The 19545-nt window shown below is 37.1% G+C and carries 23 protein-coding genes; 10 read left to right on the plus strand and 13 right to left on the minus strand.

The genetic code is table 11. The features are described from left to right. Nucleotides 1–440 precede the first annotated feature (440 nt). Both QUF93_RS26180 and QUF93_RS26185 read right to left on the minus strand, forming a co-directional pair. On the minus strand, nucleotides 441–3014 hold the full coding sequence (locus QUF93_RS26180; RefSeq protein WP_289360667.1) for an FtsX-like permease family protein: 2574 nt from the start codon (nucleotides 3012–3014) through the stop codon (nucleotides 441–443). Beyond that, complete coding sequence (locus QUF93_RS26185) at nucleotides 2998–3786, minus strand: ABC transporter ATP-binding protein (protein WP_289360668.1); 789 nt, start codon at nucleotides 3784–3786, stop codon at nucleotides 2998–3000. The genes QUF93_RS26180 and QUF93_RS26185 overlap by 17 nt, the downstream gene beginning before the upstream one ends. Nucleotides 3787–4016: 230 nt before the next feature. Between QUF93_RS26185 and QUF93_RS26190 the strand changes: the two genes are divergently transcribed. Beyond that, complete coding sequence (locus tag QUF93_RS26190) at nucleotides 4017–4598, plus strand: NAD(P)H-dependent oxidoreductase (RefSeq protein WP_289360669.1); 582 nt, start codon at nucleotides 4017–4019, stop codon at nucleotides 4596–4598. Nucleotides 4599–4629: 31 nt separating this feature from the next. On the opposite strand, the gene QUF93_RS26195 is transcribed toward QUF93_RS26190, so the two are convergent. The 4 genes from QUF93_RS26195 to QUF93_RS26210 form a co-directional block, all read right to left on the minus strand. After that, nucleotides 4630–5160 (minus strand): iron ABC transporter substrate-binding protein, encoded by a 531-nt coding sequence (locus tag QUF93_RS26195; RefSeq protein ID WP_289360670.1) that lies wholly within the window; start codon nucleotides 5158–5160, stop codon nucleotides 4630–4632. 117 nt (nucleotides 5161–5277) lie between these two features. Beyond that, nucleotides 5278–6042, minus strand: coding sequence for a 5' nucleotidase NucF (locus QUF93_RS26200; protein ID WP_289360671.1), 765 nt, complete (start codon nucleotides 6040–6042; stop codon nucleotides 5278–5280). Nucleotides 6043–6149: 107 nt separating this feature from the next. Further along, on the minus strand, nucleotides 6150–6782 hold the full coding sequence (locus QUF93_RS26205) for a helix-turn-helix transcriptional regulator (RefSeq protein ID WP_289360672.1): 633 nt from the start codon (nucleotides 6780–6782) through the stop codon (nucleotides 6150–6152). 75 nt (nucleotides 6783–6857) lie between these two features. Next, nucleotides 6858–7298, minus strand: a complete 441-nt coding sequence (locus tag QUF93_RS26210; protein ID WP_289360673.1) for a DUF86 domain-containing protein — start codon at nucleotides 7296–7298, stop codon at nucleotides 6858–6860. A 147-nt stretch (nucleotides 7299–7445) separates the two neighbouring features. Between QUF93_RS26210 and glpX the strand changes: the two genes are divergently transcribed. The 4 genes from glpX to QUF93_RS26230 all read left to right on the plus strand — a co-directional run bounded on the left by glpX (nucleotide 7446) and on the right by QUF93_RS26230 (nucleotide 10106). Then, a complete protein-coding gene (glpX, locus tag QUF93_RS26215) occupies nucleotides 7446–8417 on the plus strand; it encodes a class II fructose-bisphosphatase (protein WP_000439096.1) in 972 nt (323 codons plus the stop codon). Between the two features lie 16 nt (nucleotides 8418–8433). Next, on the plus strand, nucleotides 8434–8700 hold the full coding sequence (locus QUF93_RS26220) for a DUF3055 domain-containing protein (RefSeq protein WP_002124268.1): 267 nt from the start codon (nucleotides 8434–8436) through the stop codon (nucleotides 8698–8700). Nucleotides 8701–9075: 375 nt separating this feature from the next. Further along, nucleotides 9076–9573 (plus strand): cytoplasmic protein, encoded by a 498-nt coding sequence (locus tag QUF93_RS26225; protein ID WP_289360674.1) that lies wholly within the window; start codon nucleotides 9076–9078, stop codon nucleotides 9571–9573. 11 nt (nucleotides 9574–9584) lie between these two features. Then, a complete protein-coding gene (locus tag QUF93_RS26230; RefSeq protein WP_289360675.1) occupies nucleotides 9585–10106 on the plus strand; it encodes a GNAT family N-acetyltransferase in 522 nt (173 codons plus the stop codon). Nucleotides 10107–10116: 10 nt separating this feature from the next. Here the strand turns inward: QUF93_RS26230 and QUF93_RS26235 are convergent, their stop codons facing one another. Next, entirely contained in the window at nucleotides 10117–10419 is a 303-nt protein-coding gene (locus QUF93_RS26235; RefSeq protein WP_002124260.1) for a YutD family protein, read from the minus strand. 118 nt (nucleotides 10420–10537) lie between these two features. Here QUF93_RS26235 and QUF93_RS26240 point away from each other — a divergent pair, with 118 nt between their 5' ends. Beyond that, on the plus strand, nucleotides 10538–11116 hold the full coding sequence (locus QUF93_RS26240) for a YhcN/YlaJ family sporulation lipoprotein (RefSeq protein WP_289360676.1): 579 nt from the start codon (nucleotides 10538–10540) through the stop codon (nucleotides 11114–11116). 28 nt (nucleotides 11117–11144) lie between these two features. Here the strand turns inward: QUF93_RS26240 and QUF93_RS26245 are convergent, their stop codons facing one another. Further along, nucleotides 11145–11876 (minus strand): MerR family transcriptional regulator, encoded by a 732-nt coding sequence (locus tag QUF93_RS26245; protein ID WP_289360677.1) that lies wholly within the window; start codon nucleotides 11874–11876, stop codon nucleotides 11145–11147. Between the two features lie 99 nt (nucleotides 11877–11975). Between QUF93_RS26245 and QUF93_RS26250 the strand changes: the two genes are divergently transcribed. Beyond that, a complete protein-coding gene (locus QUF93_RS26250; protein WP_289360678.1) occupies nucleotides 11976–12791 on the plus strand; it encodes a YhfC family intramembrane metalloprotease in 816 nt (271 codons plus the stop codon). Nucleotides 12792–12816: 25 nt separating this feature from the next. On the opposite strand, the gene QUF93_RS26255 is transcribed toward QUF93_RS26250, so the two are convergent. Continuing rightward, nucleotides 12817–13260, minus strand: a complete 444-nt coding sequence (locus tag QUF93_RS26255) for a hypothetical protein (RefSeq protein WP_289360679.1) — start codon at nucleotides 13258–13260, stop codon at nucleotides 12817–12819. A 134-nt stretch (nucleotides 13261–13394) separates the two neighbouring features. On the opposite strand from QUF93_RS26255, the gene QUF93_RS26260 reads away from it, so the two are divergent. Together QUF93_RS26260 and QUF93_RS26265 are read left to right on the plus strand one after the other, a co-directional pair. Beyond that, nucleotides 13395–13949 carry a histidine phosphatase family protein gene (locus tag QUF93_RS26260; protein WP_289360680.1) on the plus strand — a complete coding sequence of 185 codons (555 nt, stop codon included), beginning with the start codon at nucleotides 13395–13397 and terminating at the stop codon, nucleotides 13947–13949. A gap of 83 nt (nucleotides 13950–14032) precedes the next feature. After that, on the plus strand, nucleotides 14033–14512 hold the full coding sequence (locus tag QUF93_RS26265; protein WP_289360681.1) for a YbaK/EbsC family protein: 480 nt from the start codon (nucleotides 14033–14035) through the stop codon (nucleotides 14510–14512). A gap of 19 nt (nucleotides 14513–14531) precedes the next feature. Here the strand turns inward: QUF93_RS26265 and lipA are convergent, their stop codons facing one another. Next, nucleotides 14532–15428, minus strand: a complete 897-nt coding sequence (gene lipA / locus QUF93_RS26270; protein ID WP_000166375.1) for a lipoyl synthase — start codon at nucleotides 15426–15428, stop codon at nucleotides 14532–14534. A gap of 189 nt (nucleotides 15429–15617) precedes the next feature. Here lipA and QUF93_RS26275 point away from each other — a divergent pair, with 189 nt between their 5' ends. Next, nucleotides 15618–16601: a M23 family metallopeptidase gene (locus tag QUF93_RS26275; protein ID WP_002124247.1), complete on the plus strand. Its 984-nt coding sequence runs from the start codon at nucleotides 15618–15620 to the stop codon at nucleotides 16599–16601. 19 nt (nucleotides 16602–16620) lie between these two features. On the opposite strand, the gene yunB is transcribed toward QUF93_RS26275, so the two are convergent. From yunB to QUF93_RS26290, 3 genes are all read right to left on the minus strand, one after another. Beyond that, complete coding sequence (gene yunB / locus QUF93_RS26280; protein ID WP_128281944.1) at nucleotides 16621–17340, minus strand: sporulation protein YunB; 720 nt, start codon at nucleotides 17338–17340, stop codon at nucleotides 16621–16623. A gap of 55 nt (nucleotides 17341–17395) precedes the next feature. After that, entirely contained in the window at nucleotides 17396–17698 is a 303-nt protein-coding gene (locus tag QUF93_RS26285) for a YunC family protein (RefSeq protein WP_289360682.1), read from the minus strand. A gap of 65 nt (nucleotides 17699–17763) precedes the next feature. Next, nucleotides 17764–19179, minus strand: a complete 1416-nt coding sequence (locus tag QUF93_RS26290) for a bifunctional metallophosphatase/5'-nucleotidase (RefSeq protein ID WP_353050856.1) — start codon at nucleotides 19177–19179, stop codon at nucleotides 17764–17766. Nucleotides 19180–19545 lie beyond the last annotated feature (366 nt).

The following is a 19545-nucleotide window of genomic DNA, read 5'->3' on the forward strand; positions in this document are numbered from 1 at the left end:
ATATGCATAATTACATACGCACACTCATTTCAAAAATGCTAAAATTTATTTGAATCGCTGTTGTTACACTTCTTGATTAAGAAAGACCGTTAACCGGAAAATTAACGTCTTATCAAACTCAAGCAATTAGCACATTTTGTCATCATGAAAGACACTCGAAAGAGTGTCTTTTTTTCTATACCGGAGCAGGACCTGCTCATTTACAAAATAAACGCATAAAGTAATATAACTCTTTACACGCACTATTCCCTTTCTATACGTTGCGGTGTTCGTTGCGACAGATTCGGATAATAAAAAGCACTCCAGCCAGAGTGCTTTTTACTTTCAAACAAGGAGGTTACATAATATGGATAGTACTCTCATATTTAATTTCGGCATTGGTATTGTCATCATTTTATTTGTTTTATTTGTTCTTTGTATGAGCGGGGTATAGCAATCTTTTATGCTGATAACTCCTTTAAAGTATCACTTAATTTGAACTTTCTTAGTTGTAATGAAGCAATCAATGCTGCCCCTGCTCCAAGTATCACACTAGCTAGAGCCAATATGAAAACTTGATTATACGGAATAATAATAACCGTTAACTCTAAGCTTGATAACACAATATAACTAAACAAAATCCCGCCAAAAATGCCAATACAACCAGCTATCGCTCCAAGTAAAGTTCCCTCTAATAAAACAATCCGTCTCATTTGCTTCGGAATAGCTCCTACCGCACGAATCATACTAATTTCTGCACGTCTTTCATGTAAACTTGCGACAATCGCATTCATTAATCCTATACCAGAAATAATAAAAATAATGACAACTAACAAACGAATTAACATCATCATTTGCGATAATAACTGCTCCTGTTCTTTTAATAAATCATAGCTATTAATAACTTCTACGTTCTCTTTATTCTTTGTAATTTCTTTTACTTGCTTCTTAATCGCTTCAAATGATTGATTAGAATTTGTCATAACTTGAATTGCTTCATATCCTTGCACGTGAAACTTATCACGGGCCCATTGTTCATTAACAAAAACATCTGATGATCTTAGCCTTAATCCTTGCTCAATAATCGAAACGACTTTAATCGTTTGCTTTTCTTTTCCTTTCCCTTGTACTTCAATCGTATCCTGTAACTGAAGTCCTAAATTTTTAGCCGTTTCCTTCGTAACGACTCCCTCTCCCTCTTGTAATGGCTTGTTTAATTTTTGCCCTGCAATCACTTTCGCCTTTGTTACTTTCTCATACGACACAATATCGTTACCTACAACTTCGATTGAATCGTAGTTAAAATTATTTTTTTTCGCAAATTCATACCATTCTTGATTTGCTTTTTTAAAATCATAATTTACAAGCTTCGCTGTAAAGTCAGTAACATTTGCTACGCTCTCTTCTACACCATCAACTTTTTTAACCTTCTCCGTCCAACTAAATGGTAATACTTCAGTACTTTGCGACTCTATTGGAATTCTTATTACTAAATCAGCTGGTAAATGTTTTTGTAACCCATCTTTCATGCCTTCGTAAATAGAGTTTATATACATCGTTCCAACAAGTGCTAACATAAAACCAAATGCTAGTATAGCAACCGACACAGCTGCCTTATTCCGATAACGAATTACATTCCGGCTACTAATCGTCGTTTCAATTCGTAATATCATTTGAAGTGGTTTTGCAATCACTGGTGCTATCATCCGAATAAACAACGGAATCGCAAATAACAAACCGACCGCAAATAACAGCGCACCTATCGCACTTGGATTAAAACCGATATACCGCTCTAATACGTGACCCGTTAGTCCAATAACAGTACCAATGATTAGAATGCTACCACTAAAAGCACTCCACCTTTTTTCTTTTTTCTCATTACTAGGAAGACCTGGCCTAAGTGCTTGAACTGGTGGAATCTTTCTAACCATGAAGGCTGGTATAATAGCCCCTATAATAGACATAACAATTCCTAGTAAAAACGTAATGAGTAAAATCTCGCCTGAAATCGAGAATGATTCTTTCCCTGCCCCCTCAATATTCACCCATTTATTAATAAATGATGCGGCGATTGTTTGCGTACCTGCCCCAAGAATAACTCCCGCTAACGATCCAATCGCTCCAATACATAAAGCCTCTAATAAAACGACTAATATAATTTGATTGGGATTACTGCCAAGTGCACGTAATAATGCCCATTGCTTAAATCGACTTCTGACAGATAAGAAGAAACTTCCCATTATTAAAAGAGCTACAACAAATAAAGCAATACCACCTAAACTAAAAATTAACGGCTTCATTACATTTAATCGTTCAAATGCCTTATCAACATAAGTACGTTGATCCACCTTTATATTTTCTATCTTCTTATTTACGTCAAGAGCAATTGCTCTCTTCACATTTACATCGGGTGTTTTCACTTGAACGAGATTGAATTGATTTGGTAGATTTAATTCTTTTTGAAGCCAATGGATTGAAAAATAAGCACTATGCCCCATTGCCGCCATTAACGGCGGATTTAAAATGCCGACGACTTTCACCGTCTTTTCTCCATGCTGCGGGAATGGTAGTTTAATCGAATCTCCTACCCGTATATTTTCACGATCTGTATACCCTTTTGTCAGTGCTACTTCAGCCCCTTCTTTCGGATATCGACCTTCTAATATTTTATAAGAATGCATTTCTGGAGAATCTTGCTCAACACCCCAATAAGACGGCTTTCCCGATAACTCTTTATAATTTGGAAAAGGATATGGTATAAGTACTTTTGATATTTTTTCAGCATTTTCTAAGCCATCTATTCCTTTTAAACTTTCATTATTTAAATACATATCATTTTTTATATAGCCAAATTGCAAATTATAATCTCCATACCGACTTACTACTTGTTCCTTCACACTTTGCTCTACTGATTGATTGCCTAGTAATAACATCGTCGCTAACATAACACCTAAAGCTGCACCGAGGGCAATCAACATATTTCGCAACCAATTTTGTTTCATCGATTTTATCGCATACTTAATTACCCATCGCATCACCTTTACCTCCTACTTTAAAGTGACGATTCATAATCTCTTGAATGTGGATAACTTGTTGCGGGATATTTCGAAATTTCCATCCTTTACTTTCAGCATGTTCATGAATTACTTCACCATCTAATAAGAAAACAACTTTATCCGCATGGGCTGCTACGAACGGGTCGTGCGTTACAATGACAGCTGTTTGTCCTAACTCATCACACGCATTGCGCAGTGCCGCGATTATATTTTTGCTATTTTCTGAATCCAATGCCCCTGTTGGTTCATCAGCTAATATAATAGCCGGCTCATTTGCAAAAGCTCTTGCGATCGCAACCCTTTGCTGTTGCCCGCCTGATAACTGCGCTGGTAAATGTTTTTCTTTTCCCTTTAGCCCGACGAGATCTAATAAACGAGTTGCTGTCACCGCTGCCTTCTTTTGCGAGACATTATCTAACAGTAACGGTAATCCTACATTTTCCTCCGCACTAAACACTGGAATCAAATTAAACTGCTGAAAAATAAAACCGATTTTATGCCTTCTAAATAAAGCGAGCTCTTTCTCTTTTAATATTGAAATCTCTGTACCGTCAACTCGAATACTACCTACCGAAGGAATATCTAATCCACCTAATAGCTGCAATAAAGTCGTTTTCCCTGAACCACTTGCCCCCATAATACAAACAAAATCTCCTTTTTGAATTTGAAGATTAATACCTTTTAATATCTTTACTTTACTATCCCCAATATCAAACGATTTTTCTAACCTTTCAATTTCAATAATATTCATCACGATATCCCCTTCTCTCTCTATTTGCCAATCTATATATTCTATTCGGAATGCAAAATCCCTACTTTTTTGTATTTTTTTGTCACATACTAACATGTATCCCGCATTAGCTGATTAAATTTCCACTTTATTTCTCACGTCAGAAAAGTTGACTCTCGCAACAAAAGTAACCATACTAGTTACCCGAATACAAAAAGCTACTAACATATCCACAAATAGGAGGAAGAACAATGAAACATGTAATCGTTTATGCACACCCGAATACAGAAAGCTTCAACCATGCTATTTTAGAAACGGTAAAAAGTGAATTAGAAGGAAAAGGTCATGAAGTACGTGTTCGTGATTTATACGAATTAAACTTCAATCCAGTATTAGGCGCTTCCGATTTCATCTCATTTTCTCAAGGAAATACGCCAGAAGATATTAAAGAAGAACAAGAGCATATCTCTTGGGCTGATAGCATTACATTCATTTACCCAGTTTGGTGGGCGGGACTTCCTGCTATTTTAAAAGGATACGTTGACCGTGTATTTAGCCACGGATTCGCTTATGCTTACAGCGAAAATGGTATTGAAAAGTTATTAAGCAGTAAAAAAGGATTGTTATTATCTACAATGGGAAATACAAAAGAAGCATACATAGCAGGCGGTATGTTTGAAGCAATGAAGAAAACAGCTGATGTTGGTATTTTTGAATTTACAGGCATTGAAACACTTGAGCATACATTCTATACAAGTGTTCCTTCTGTGGATGATAGTGTGCGTAAACAATATCTTGAAGAAGTGAAAGACGTTGTGAATCGTGCGTTTTAATAAAAAAATCCGGTTATAACAACCGGATTTTTTATTTCATCGTCAATTTCGGAATATATCTTTGAAGAATGTTTTCTAATTCATTCATATCTTCCTGTCTAATAAGTAAATTCACATTGTCATTCATTTTTTCTCGCCCGCGATATAAAAATATATTTTCTTTTGGATTTTCCCATGTTGATGTTTTATAGCCCTTTAATTCTTCGTATGAATAAAAGTTCAATCCGTCTATTACACCTTTTTCATATATTTGTACACTTTTAATAAGATGGATAGCTATTAAAGTCATAAAACAACTTGCTAAAGCATGAATACCTAACTGAATGAGAAACTGTTCAATTGTACCAATATCACCACTTACGTACTGAACATATATATACATACATTGTCCGATGAAGTACGCTGGTCCAAGTAATGCGATCCAACGTCGTTTCACCCGAGGATATGTTGCAATAAGTTTTCCCGCGCTTTTTTTCATTTCATTTATTTTGTATATCTTCCATAGAACAAAGAACAAAACACATAATGTAAAAATAAACATAATACATGACATCCAATACACTCTTATTCCCTCCCCTTTATATCACCACATATAAATTTTACATTTTATATAACTATAGTACATATGCAATTATGCATAAAAAAAAACAGGCAACCTTTTCCGGTCACCTGCCTTTCATTACATCTTCTCAATCCACTCCGTCAAGTTATGCACAACTTGCGTCGGTTGTACTTCATATTCTGTTAACTTCTCCACAGTTGTGACTCCAGTGTGGACAAGAAGAGTATGCATACCAGCATTTACTCCCGCTAAAATATCTGTATCGTAGTTATCCCCAACCATTAAAGCTTCTTCTTTTCCTATGCCAAGCACTTTTAACGCTTGTTCCATAATGATTGATTCTGGTTTTCCGATAAAGATTGGCTCCACACCTGTTGATACTGTAACAACTGATGTTAATGAACCGTTCCCTGGTAATAATCCGCGCTCAGTCGGAATCGCAATATCCCCATTTGTTGAAATAAACGTCGCACCGTTACGCACAGCAAGACACGCTTTTGCTAATTTTTCATATGTGATATCACGATCTAAACCAACAACGACGAAATCAGGATTTTCATCCACAAGTTCAAATCCTTTTTCCACAAGTGCATCGTGTAAGCCCTCTTCACCAATCATATATACAGTTGCATCTTGTTTGCGCTCATAAATAAAGTTCGCTGTAGCCATGCTCGTTGTGAATACTTGCTCCGCTTTCGCTGGAATATCGAAACGAACAAGTTTTTCTGCAACTTGTTCTGGTTTACGAGTTGAGTTATTTGTAACGAATAAATATGGAATACCGCGTTCTCCTAATGCTTTTACGAAGTCGCTTGCTTCTTCAATTTGTTCTTCTCCGCGATACATCGTACCGTCTAAGTCAATTAAATAACCTTTATACATCTATTCGTCTCTCCTTCTATGCTAACGTTCTCACCTATCATACCACTCTTATATTAACCCCTTTTTCAAAAGAAAAAAACGCTTTACCCAAAAGCGTCCCATAACGTTCATTTTTTCTCTTTTATTTGATACGAGCAATTACAATCGCCCACGCACATGTTCGTTAATGTCTTCACATTTGCACCTGCAAATAACCGCTTGTACATATCTTTTTCATCTTCACACACTTGCGGGAATTTCTCCGCTATTTCCTTTAACGGACAGTTTTGCTTTTCAAGTATGAAAGAGCGTTCCCCATCTCTCTTTATTTGAACCATATAACCATTTTTCTCTTGCATAGCAGCTATTTCCTGTACTTTATACGCTAAATTACTTTGATTACTTATCTTCTTTTGCAACTGCTCTTCCATTCGTTTCGTTCTCGCTTGTAAAACGTAACGAAGTGTTTTTTCATCGTTCATTCGAGCTAAATCATCTAGCATTTCAATAGCAAACTGCTTATATTCTTTCGGGAATGTATCTTCTCCCTTTTGACTTAATCCATACAAATATGTTGGTCGTCCAACATGCTGCCTTAGCATCTTTGAATAAATTAGCTCATCTTTCTCAAGATTACTTAAATGCCTTCGAATTGCCATTTCCGTAATTTCTAAAGCTTCGGCTAATTCTGCTACAGTATGCTCTCCCTTTACCTTCAACAATTGTACAATCTCTTCTTTCGTCGTACGTGCTTGCCCCATAACTCGCCCTTCTCCCTTTTCTCATATACAATATAAGATCCCCAAAGGGAATTCCCGGGGATCTTATAAGCACAATTATTCTGGCACAAATGCAGATACAGGCCCTAATTCCTTTTCTAAATAACTGTGAATATTCGCTGGGTATTTCTCTACCACGGCGATATGTTTTTGAATCGTCTTATATAATTCATCATGATTCATTTGAATATAATCTTGCGTAAGCATTTTTCGAAGAAGAATAATTTCTTTCATTCCTCCTCCTTCTTCTGCACTTATCACTCGCTCGTCCATTAAAATATCGATAATATCTTCGTAACTTCCTGGATCGCGCATAATAAATCCATCAATCATCGCATTTCCTACATCTAATACACAATCAATAATAAGATGGGCTATGCGCTCTAATGCATAAAATTCAAACTCGGTTTCATAGATCTTCTTCTCTTGAAATGTATTTGTTGCTCGTTCTAAACATACTAGCATTTGTTCTATTTTCTTTCTGTCTACGAAGTACATTCATGTCACCTACCTGGAAATTAAAGCATTTACATTTTAATTGTAACGCTTTCTTCTGAAAAAATCGACAATTTTTCGAATTCACCTTTTCTCCGTTATTTGTTATAGTTATATCTGTATGATTTTTGAAATTGGAGGAATGCAATCTTGGAACGTGAACTCGCACTAGAAATTGTCCGTGTAACAGAAGCAGCAGCCTTAGCATCCGCACAGTGGATGGGCCGCGGAAAGAAAAACGAAGCAGATGATGCAGCAACTACAGCTATGCGTGATATGTTCGATTCAGTAAACATGGCAGGTACTGTTGTAATTGGTGAAGGAGAACTTGATGAAGCACCGATGTTGTATATTGGTGAAGAACTAGGAACAGGTAACGGTCCAGAAGTAGATATCGCCGTTGACCCATTAGAAGGTACAAACATCGTTGCGAAAGGCCTTGCAAATGCAATGGCAGTTATCGCAATCGCAGATAAAGGAAACCTTCTTCATGCTCCGGATATGTACATGGAAAAGATCGCGGTTGGTCCAAAAGCAGCTGGTAAAATTAGCTTAGATGATCCAATTGAAAAAACAATTGAAATTGTAGCAGAAGCAAACAATAAAAAAATTCGTGACCTAACGGTTATCGTGCAAGAACGTGAACGTCATCAAGATATTATTGACCGTGTTCGTGCAAAAGGTGCACGCGTAAAACTATTTGGTGATGGAGATGTTGGTGCATCAATCGCTACAGCTTTACCTGGAACAGGTATCGACTTATTCGTAGGTGTTGGCGGAGCTCCAGAAGGCGTTATTTCTGCAGCAGCATTAAAATGCCTTGAAGGTGAAATGCAAGCGCGCTTAGTTCCAATGAACGAAGAAGAAGAAGCTCGTTGTCGTGAAATGGGATTAGAAGATCCTCGTCAACTTCTTATGTTAGATGACTTAGTATCTGGTGATGACGCAATCTTCTCAGCAACAGGTGTATCTGCTGGTGAATTATTAGACGGCGTAAAATTCCTTGGCGGAGATTTAGCTGAAACATATTCTATCGTTATGCGTTACAAAACAAGAACGGTGCGATTTATTAAAACACACCACCATTTAGACCATAAACCACACTTAAACTTAGATATTTAATAAAGGAGCCATGTGTATGGAAGAACGTTTCTTTCTGTACGACGATACAGTCGCTACAAAAACTCGTTTCGTTAGCTTTATGGGGGAAAATGAGCGTCATGATTTAGCGCTTCTATACTCCGATCGTCATTACGGTAAAACGATAGTCCTTGATATGCAGAGCAACAAATTTGCTATCATCGGTCCTGACGATTTAAACGAACCAGGCTACTTAGAGCACGCATTTTCTATGTCTGAAGAAAATGCAGAAGAATTACGCTCATTTTTATTTGAACTTATATAATTTATCTCAAACACCAGCTAAAATAGCTGGTGTTTTTTCGTTTCAAGAGTTTTGAATTTTCAATCTTCTATGTTATAATTAAGAATAAATCTATTTGGATAGAAGGGACGTTATCTACGTATGCCAACATTTACTTTGTAGTGGATCAGCAATTGGATAGCATTACTCTCAAAAAAGCACCGTGCTTTTTCAAGGGAGTAGTCTGCCCATTCCCATTACAAAGGAACGTAACGCATCTGTAGTATGATGTTTACGGAGGTTCCTCTTTGGGGGGAATCTCCTTTTATTTTTGTCTTTTTCTCATGTCTTCATACTACAAGACATCCAAATAGCTGTATTACGTTTCTTTGCCACTAATATAAGAGGTGAAGGAAAATGCAGAAAGTACAACTTTCTTGGAGTTTATATGAAAATCAGCAAAACACAATCGAAAAGTATTGTAAAAATTGCAGACGCACTACCCTATTTACTGACACGAATACTCGTAGGCATAACGCCAATGGAAAAAACATATACCGCTTTGCCATTTATAAATGTCCAAAAGATCATACGTGGAATCAAAAACTACGTATTTACAAGGCATTTACTGATCATGTAGAAACAGTCGATATGACTCCGCAAGATCAAACGGAAACAAGTACTACCATTTCCATTACACAACATAAAGAAAGTGGCATAGCCGAAATAACAATCGTATTAGACATCGTTTTTGGTTCCCACCGAATTGATAAAATGTTATCCACATATATTTCAGATTGGAGCCGTACACTCATTGTGGATAAAATTAAAAATGGGGACATTCAATTGAACGGACAACGAATGAAACCAAACACACTACTTTCTGAAGGCGATTCTATTTCGATTTGTTTATAAGGGGGAGTCTCATGCTAAACGTGAGAAAAGGTACGATGGATTTATTAGACGAATTAGATGAAATGTATACAGAATGCAAAAAAGCGCTCTTACAAAATCAAATTTACCAATGGGATGACTCATATCCAGCTCGAGAACATATTTCCTATCACTTAAAACAAGGTGAACTCTACTGCCTATTTGAGCATGATTCACTCGTTGGTGCTGTCGTATTAAACGAATGGCAATCTCCCGAATACGCACTTATTGACTGGTCAGAAACAGATGGTCGCTTTCTTATCGTCCATTCTTTCGTCATCCACCCTTTCGCGCAAGGAAAAGGATATAGCAAAGTACTTTTATCCTTTTGGGAAAGTGCAGCGAAACAAAAAAACTATACTGGCATACGATTAGATGCTTTCACTGGCAATCCCGTTTCATTACGGTTATATGAAAAGAATCATTATATTTGCCGAGGTGCTGTTTATTTCAAAAGTAAACAGCCTCCTCATAATTGGTATAACTGCTATGAAAAAATCCTCTTACAATCGTAAGAGGATTTTTTCATTTCTTCACTTTTCGTAATACGAAGTGTGCACAACCGAAGTTACAGTACTCGTATAAATACTCTGATAAAGTACTAATTTTCGTGTCATATGTTGAACGTTGATTACTATCATCAAAGAAGCCACGCAATCTAAGTTGCTCATAACCCCAGTCCCCAACGATATAATCATATTTATTTAAAATTTCTGCATAACGCTCTTTAAATGCTTCTTCACTAAAACCGTCACGAAAGTTTTTAATTACTTCGTACTGAACATTATTAATGCTCACCGTAGTATGAATCTCTTGCTTTTGCTCCATCATTAACTTCCTCTCTAAGCATTCTTCTTTTTATCGTATCACAAAGCATAACAACCAACAATTTCAAATACAAAAAATTGCAAATTAGTACATGCTATGGAGAAGGAGGTGATACATCGTGAAAAAACAAATTGTACTTTCCCTTCTCACTCTTTCCTTATTTGCAGGCTGCCAATCAACGAATAAAGCCGAAATGGAACGCGAAGAAGGAAGCCGTGTTCTTGTTTCCAATAAAAACGACATGTATCATACAGAAAACACAAATACAAGACTCACGAGAGTCGGCTATTCATCTAAACAAAAGCATGAAGTATCTAACAAACAAGTAGGGGCCATTAACCGTGAGAAAGTCGCTGAAATGATTACGAGCATGACAGTCAAACTTCCTGACGTAACCAATGCCGCTACACTCGTTACCGACGACGAAGTATTCGTTGTATACCGTGCAAACACAACGGACCCGAAACTCGTAACAGATCAAGTATATAAAACAGCTTTGTCCATCGTCCCTCGCTATTATAAAGCATATGTATCAACAAACCAAAAGTTGATTTCTCAAATTCAAGGTCTTCAATCTGGTAGCTTAAACAATAAAGAATATGAACAAAGTCTTGATATGTTAAAACGTGAAATGAGCGATAATCCTCATTTGAACAATACGGGGGATCAAACTTTAAATAATATGATAAAAAAATAAAAAGGTGGAGAAAACATCCACCTTTTTACTATTTCTTACGATCCGCATAAACCTCCATCGCATCACACATAAACTGTGCTAAACCTTCACCAAACTTATCAATGTTTTTCGTAAAGCGCTCATCAGCAACATACATTTGACCGAGTCCCTTAAAAGCCTCTAATGAATATTCACCGAAGTTTTGCAAGTAATCGTACCATACCCCAATTGCTGATTGCGCCTCTTTAGAATCAGGTGCTCCATTTCGAAGTGTTGCTAGCTTTCTGTAAATATTATTAAACTCCTCCTGCTTCTCTTTAGACATACCCTTCGCTGTTTTATTCGCTTTATCTACAGCCTCATCTCCCCATCGTTCACGTGCTTCTTCTTCGTACGGGTTATGACTAAAATCAAATCCTTCAAATTTCTCTTTGTTCGTCATTTCAATCTCTCCTTTTGTATGCTGAATTGTTTTATTAATCGTCGCTATCACTTTATCCAATCTAGCCCGCTTTTCAAGAAGCATTTTCTTATGAAGCTGTAATGCCTCTTCACGGTCGAATGAAGGACTCATGATAATTTCCTTAATCTTCTTTAAAGGGAAGCCAAGCTCTTTAAAAAATAAAATTTGCTGTAGTGTTTCTAAATTTTCATTGGAATACAGACGATATCCAGACTCTGTCGTCTCATCTGGGGTTAACAACCCAATTTCATCGTAATGATGCAGTGTGCGCACACTAATTCCAACTAAATTAGCTACTTCTTTTACCCTCATTGTCATGCGTATCTCCCCCTTAATACATACGATAAAGTATGACGCAACGTTAGAGTCAATAAGTAAATTCATTTATCTCTAAAAGTTTCATCTCTCCTATATTTCATGCATAATAGATATGTACATATATTAGAAAGCGGTGAAAGTATGGTTTCAAATACTGTAATTGCCAGCATCATAATTCAACTCGTTGTTTCGGTTCTGGTCCCAATTATCGTACTCGTTTATTTCCGTAAGAAATATAATATTAATTGGAAAATAGTTGGCGTTGGTGTCCTTATCTTTATCGGGTTTACCCAAATACTCGAAACACCATTCCAATTATTCATGCGTGGTAACCCCACAACAGCTGAGTTTTTAAAGAATCCATTTATCTTTTCGATTTTCGGCGGACTAACTGCTGGTATTTTTGAAGAACTAGGTCGTTTCGTTGCCTTTTACTACTTACTGAAAAAATATCGAGATTATAAAGATGGTCTTGCGTACGGAATTGGACACGGCGGTATTGAATCGATTTTAGTCGGCGGATTCGCTGGGCTTCAAACTCTTACCTTTGCAACATCTATTAACAATGGTAGCTTCGCTCAAATGGTTGAACAATACCCACAGTTGAGCCATATCAAGGACTTGTTAATAGAGCAACCTGCCTATTTATACTTACTTGGTAGCTTAGAAAGAATTATGGCACTCGTTCTGCAAATTGCCTTCACAATGCTTGTCGTATACGCGGTAAAACAAAAGAAATACATTTTCCTCGCATACGCTATACTATTCCACGCACTTGTAGACTTTTTCGCAGCACTTTACCAAACAAAAATGATTAACATCTTTGTCGCAGAAGGAATTACTCTTCTCTTCGCGATTGGTGGTTTCATTCTTATTCGTAAAATGAAAGAGAAATTAGTGAGTACAGCAGAGTAAAAAATAAACCACCAAAATTGGTGGTTTATTTTTTATGTGGATTTTCGTAACAGTGATAACTTCGGCCACCTCGAAGTTCCTTCTTTGTTTCTGCATCTATAACTATATACTTATGAAACTCATCTACTGCATCTTGAGAAAAAGAAGCAAAAAAGTACACTTGGCGATTTGGATGAACAAATACATCTTGAATCACCACTCTACTTCGACAGCCAACATCTGTTTTTTTTCGGAAGGAAAATTCTGCATCTTGTACTTCTTTAAATAAGATTTTTTTACGAACGCTATATGCTGCATTGTTATATTCTTTATAGATTTTCTTATCTAACTGTTCATAAAACACATCCCCACTAACGAATGATTTACTTTGATTGCTCGAGTATTCTAATTTTTGATTAGATTGTGCATATGCTGTGGACAATTGTATGAGAAAACAAATACTGAATACAATGCATATCATTTTTTTCATAATTGCACCTCAAATTTTCATTTATCCACATTACTTTTCCACATACTTAGATCACTATGCCTTTTCCAATAAAAAGGAATTTTTTCCACATTTGTCGAAGTATATATCGTCAACTTGAAAGATGGGGATGAAATATGAAGAAAATTATTGTAATCAGGCATTGTTCAGCAACTGGACAAGAACGTAATGCGGAATTAACAAACGTAGGAAAAGATCAAGCAAACAACCTTGCTACATTCCTCTTAGAAAATCATCTACAAATAGATCATATTATTTCAAGCCCATTTGTCCGCGCTATCGATTCTATTCGGCCATATGCCCTCCAAGCTAATTTATCTATTCAAGAAGATGAACGGTTAGCAGAACGCATATTAAGCACTGTTTCAATGGATGATTGGCTTCAAAAACTAGAATACACTTTTACCAATATAGATATTGCCTTTTCGGGCGGAGAGTCAACAAAACAAGCGATGGATCGCGCCATCTCACTTATTCAGGAAGTTTTAAAACTAGAGCATGACACAACATTACTCGTGACACACGGCAACTTACTCACATTAATTTTAAAGCACTTTGATCATACTATTGGCTTTGATAAATGGAAAACTTTAACGAACCCTGATATTTATGAAATTACACTTGATGAACAATCTGTCATAAAACGATTGTGGGAAGCGCCATCCAAGTAATATCTCTTTCCAATACATTCAGTTGACACCGCGAGAAGATATGGTAGGGCTGCAGTAAAACATAGAGAGGGGTATCATTCAACATGTACGAAGACGTACTTTCTTTACTACATAAAACAAATGCTTCTTATGAAAAATTTGAACACGAACCAGTACTCGACTATGAGACAGATCGTATCGTTCGTGAAAGGCTCGGCTTACAAGGCACTCCAAGTAAAAGCCTATTTTTAAAATCAAAATCTGGGGCGTATTACGTATTCTTTACGTTAGAGGGAACTCGCCTCAACCGAGGAGAGATGAAAGAAATAACAGGAGAGAACTTATCGCTCTGTTCTCCTGACGAGCTAAGAGAAGAGACTGGTTGTACTCCAGGATGTGTAGCTCCTTTCGGTTATTCACAAGATGTAACGATTATTGTGGACAGTTCAATTTATACTTACAATAAAATTTTAATCACACCTGGTGTACCTGAATTTACAATTGAATTATCCACAGAGGAATTAAAAAGAATTTTATCAACGTGTCAAAATACAGTTTTAGAATATAAACAAAAAGAGAGCTAATATTAGCTCTCTTTTTTCATTATTTCGCTTCTGCTGTTTTTTCTTTCGCAGAACGTACTTGCTCGTCCGCATGGTAAGAAGAACGTACAAGTGGGCCAGCTTCACAGTGGCTAAATCCTTTGCTAAGTGCAATTTCTTTAAGCTCTGCAAATTCTGCTGGTGGATAATATTTAAGAACTGGTAAATGCTTCTTAGATGGTTGTAGGTATTGTCCAAGAGTTAAAATATCCACATTGTTTGCACGTAAGTCATCCATTGCTTCAATTAAATCTTCTCTTGTTTCACCTAAGCCCACCATAATGCTCGATTTAGTTGGAATATCAGGCTGCATTTCTTTTGCTCGACGTAAAAACTCTAATGAACGGTCATATTTTGCTCTAGCGCGAACTCGGTTAGATAATCGACGTACTGTTTCAATGTTATGGTTCAAAATATCTGGTTTTGCATCCATTAACATTTTCAAGTTTTCTTCTACCCCACCCATATCAGATGGTAATACTTCGATTGACGTAAATGGATTTTTGCGACGAACAGCGCGTACTGTTTCAGCAAAAACAGCTGCTCCACCGTCTTTTAAATCATCACGTGCAACCGCTGTTATAACAACGTGCTTTAAGCCCATTTGTACTACAGAATCTGCTACGCGTTCTGGTTCTTGTAAATCAAGCTCAGTTGGCAAGCCTGTTTTAACCGCACAAAAACGACAAGCACGTGTACAAACCGCACCTAAAATCATAAATGTTGCTGTTTTCCTTACAGCCCAGCACTCATGAATATTCGGACATTTCGCCTCTTCACAAACTGTATGAAGATTTTTAGAACGCATCATTTTCTTTAAGCCTGTATAGTTTTCATTCGTGTTTAACTTAATTTTCAACCATTCGGGCTTGCGCTTATATTCTGTTTGTTTTGTCATGGTTATCAACTCCGCACAATATGAAATAGTTTACCGTGTTCGCTTCTTTCAATGTAACATATCTATTCTAACGTATGAAAGCGATTTGCTCAAATGAAGATTCTAAGATTTTTTCCAATCGTTCCCTATAATGAAATACTCCGTATATCCCACACTAAAAAGAGTGATGTTGTGAAAGGAGTCTATTTCATGCTTCGAAAAATTTCTCTTTTGCTTTCGATTTGCTTTCTTCTCCACCAAAACATCGCTTACGGTGAAGATAATCAGCAAAGCATATATGATAAGCGCATGGCACTATATAAAGAAACCGAGCAATCTTCAGGCATTCCGTGGTATTACTTAGCTGCAATGGATCAGTATGAAAGAAATATACGGAGCGTAAGAAAGGATATTCCGAAAAAACCGGATGCTATCATTTCCCTTTATTTCAAACCAGAAATGTGGGCTGGACCTGTTAATAGCAACGATACTCTCCCCCACACCATTTCTCTATTTGGCGGAATGGGTTTAGATGGTGACAAAGATGGATTTGCAAATGCAAATAACGACCGTGATCTTCTGCATACAGCAGCAACTATTTTAAAGAAACAAGGAACGTCAGAAGACCGCATTAACATTATGCTTTGGGAATATTATAGACGTGCAAAAACTGTTGAGTTAATTACAGAATACGCCCAAATTTATAGACACTATGGACGTATTAATTTAGAAGGAAATGCTTTTCCTCTCCCTATTCGTAGTGATCATAGCTACCGTAGTACTTTTGGTGCTGGAAGAAGCTTTGGCGGACGGCGTATTCATGAAGGAACCGATATTTTCGCAGGATATGGCGTACCAGTACGATCAACTTGCTATGGCGTCATTGAAACGAAAGGATGGAATCGCCTCGGTGGATGGCGCATTGGTATTCGAGACCTTCATAATAATTACCATTATTACGCTCACTTAGGTGGGTTCTCAAAGGAAATACAGCTTGGACAAATTGTCGAACCAGGAAAAGTAATCGGCTTTGTCGGTAGCACTGGCTACGGTCCTCCTGGTACAGCTGGAAAGTTCCCACCACACTTACACTTTGGAATGTATAAAGACAACGGCTATACAGAATGGGCTTTCGATCCATACATGCATTTAAGCCTTTGGGAACGAAAAGAACGCGCAAATACAAAACGATAACCGTAGCGAATTGCTACGGTTATTTTTTATCTGGTACAACAACTCCGCCACTTCCGTAATAAGTAGGCACTTCACCTTGAACAATGCGCGTCGCAATCGGAATATTTTGCTTCACCGTAATTTCTTTCGTGCGTAACGGAATCATAACTTGTAATGTTACTTCCACTTCCATAATAATTTTGATCGCTGTATTATTAATCCCTTGCGGCTCAACTAGCTGTTTAATATCCGTATTCACATGGCCAATTGGCGTAAAATTAATCGGAATATCTGGTCCTATATTACCAAGAAGCGCATTATCAGTTATGCGCCCAAAAGGAACTGACATAGATACTCCATTCTCTTCAAAAATACCAAGTGCTTTCGTATCCCCTTTTTCTACTTGTTGTAAATATTTCTCTATGTATGCAGTAGTCGATGTTAATATTTCATTTACTTGTTTTGTATTTAAATCAATTGTAGATACTTTTCCGTTCCTATCCGTTTGTACTTTCATTAATGAATCTACATCAAACCCTTCATTAATTCTATCTTTTACCGCTTTCGTCATAACTGCTGTGGCCATTTTATGCGTCTCTGTTTCCCCATACTTAATTAACGTTGGCTGAATACTTTTATTTACAATCCATAACCCCTGAACTACCATTACGATAAAAATGATAAACGAAATAAGCAGTATATATCGAAAGGAAATCGGTCCCCTTCGAAACCGCGAATTTTTCGAACGAAATATGCTCATAAGAAAACCCTCCTTCTTATATTATTTCTATGCAAGAAAGAGGGACGATATATGCTTATCTCATTTTTAATAGTGCATCTTTTCCGATTGTTCCGGCCTTAATGCCTAAAACTTCGGCTTCAATCGTTACTGATTCCAGTGGCGCTTCAAGAAGTTGTTCAATCGTTCTTACGCCAACCGCACGGCCAGCAATAATTCCTCGATCTCCTAACTTCTCATTTAAAAGACCTACATCTAATGCACCACACATAATATATCCTTTATCGCTCATTACAGCTAGCAAATTTGTCTTTGGAAGTTTTACACTAACCGCAATGAACGTATAATTATCAATTATAATTGGCTCCACATTAACCATAGTTCACACTCCTCTCTTTCTTATCTTTATGACAAGAGAAAAATGAGTGTTACACGTTAACTAGCCTATAGTTTGACGGAAAATGTATGAGTTATCAACATGTCTGTTAACACATCTCTAAGTAGTTCTGGCATATAATATTGCTTATGAGAAAGTGTGGATAGCTCTGGGTATAAGTATCCAAACGTAAACATATCAATCGTTCCTACCGTATATATACGATCTAACTCCAGCGATTTCCCGTTAATCAATACATCTTCCAGTAAAATTTTATTCCCAGGAATCGTATCTGGAATCACTTCTAAACCATCGTAAATCATTTTCCCCATTACTTTTCCACGAAATCCGAATCCTTTCACCTCAAGATTCTCCATATTCGGGCGGCGTGCTTTCAAAATAACTTCTCTTAACGTTTTCCCTGGCACTTTTAATAGACATGGATTAATTGGATGTGGACAAATTCGATGAATATCTCCGCGCGTCACAACGCCTTCATTTAATCCCTCAAGTAGTACACCAGCGTTCACCATTCCAATATCCGCATTACACCACTCTTTAAGCGCACTTGCCAACATATGAGAAAACGTCGTCTCCTTAAACCAATCAACCGGCAATGATTCTTTTAAATGAACGACAGGCTCAGCCATTATCTGTTTACTTTCTTCCTGCAGCATTTCAATTGTGGATAACGGCTCGCTATAAGCACCTAACCGTTCTGTCTTAATCGCTCTACCGTCTTTCTTCAACAGTTTCTTCGTCTCTTTATCCACAGTAAGCTGCACGTGTCCAACGTAATGTCCCCACTTTTCACAACAGCAAAGCAAGGTATCGTTTACAAGAACGCCACGCTCAAATAAATGATGCGTATGTGCACCTAAAATAACATCTATATCATAATGCTCCGCCATATACTCATCCATACTTTTTCCAAGATGAGAAAGCACAACCGTAATATGAGCTGTATCCTTAACTTCTTCTAAAATAGACTCTAAATGGATGATTGGATCTTCAATATGCCAATCTAACATATGATAAAACTCTGGATAAGCTACCGTTAATCCAATAAAGGCAATCGTAATCCCATCTGTCGTTGTATGTAATTTATAAGGCTTCGCCCACGCCGGACGTACACCTTCTTTTTCAAATAAATTCGCTACAAGCACCTCAAACCCAGCAGCATCATATAGACGATTCAAATGCTCTTTCGCTAACGTAATTCCTTCATTATTTCCGATCGTTACATAATCATATAACGCCTCATTTAATAACCTCGTATTCCCAAGTCCATTTGTCGCTTCCGAAATACTATGAAAACGATCCACATGATCGCCAATATCCACAGTTAAAACCGTCTCTCCCGCTGCCTGTCTTCGCTTTTTCTCACCTAGTACAAACCGAGAAATTTGCGGCCAATTTTCAAAATGACTATGTATATCGTTTGTATGATAAAGGTGGATGATCGTTTCTTTATTTATATTCAGAGAAAAAACCTCCTCTCAGTTCCTTACTGCCATTTACGCTACACGTACGCAATAATCCTGTAAATACTTTTCGTCTTTTCTTGCTATTCTACATTGTACTCGCATTATGAGAAAAAGCAAAAGATTGCCCTTTTTAATATGAAAAACTTTATACTACTTTTTTTAGTCTGTTGATTAGTTTGAGGGATATCTTCTGTGGAATGATTCTCACTGTTAGGGGGATTTGTCAGGAAGTTTGTTGGGTGGTTCTCCGGGAGGTTTAGCGGGCGATTTGGTGGATTTCCAGCTGATTTGTCAGTATCTTTGTCTTACTTATATTAATTATTTTTATATTAGTATGCGTGCCTTTTATATTTGTAATGTTTC

Origin of the sequence: Bacillus hominis (assembly GCF_030348325.1) — a bacterium.
Taxonomy (GTDB): domain Bacteria; phylum Bacillota; class Bacilli; order Bacillales; family Bacillaceae_G; genus Bacillus_A; species Bacillus_A hominis.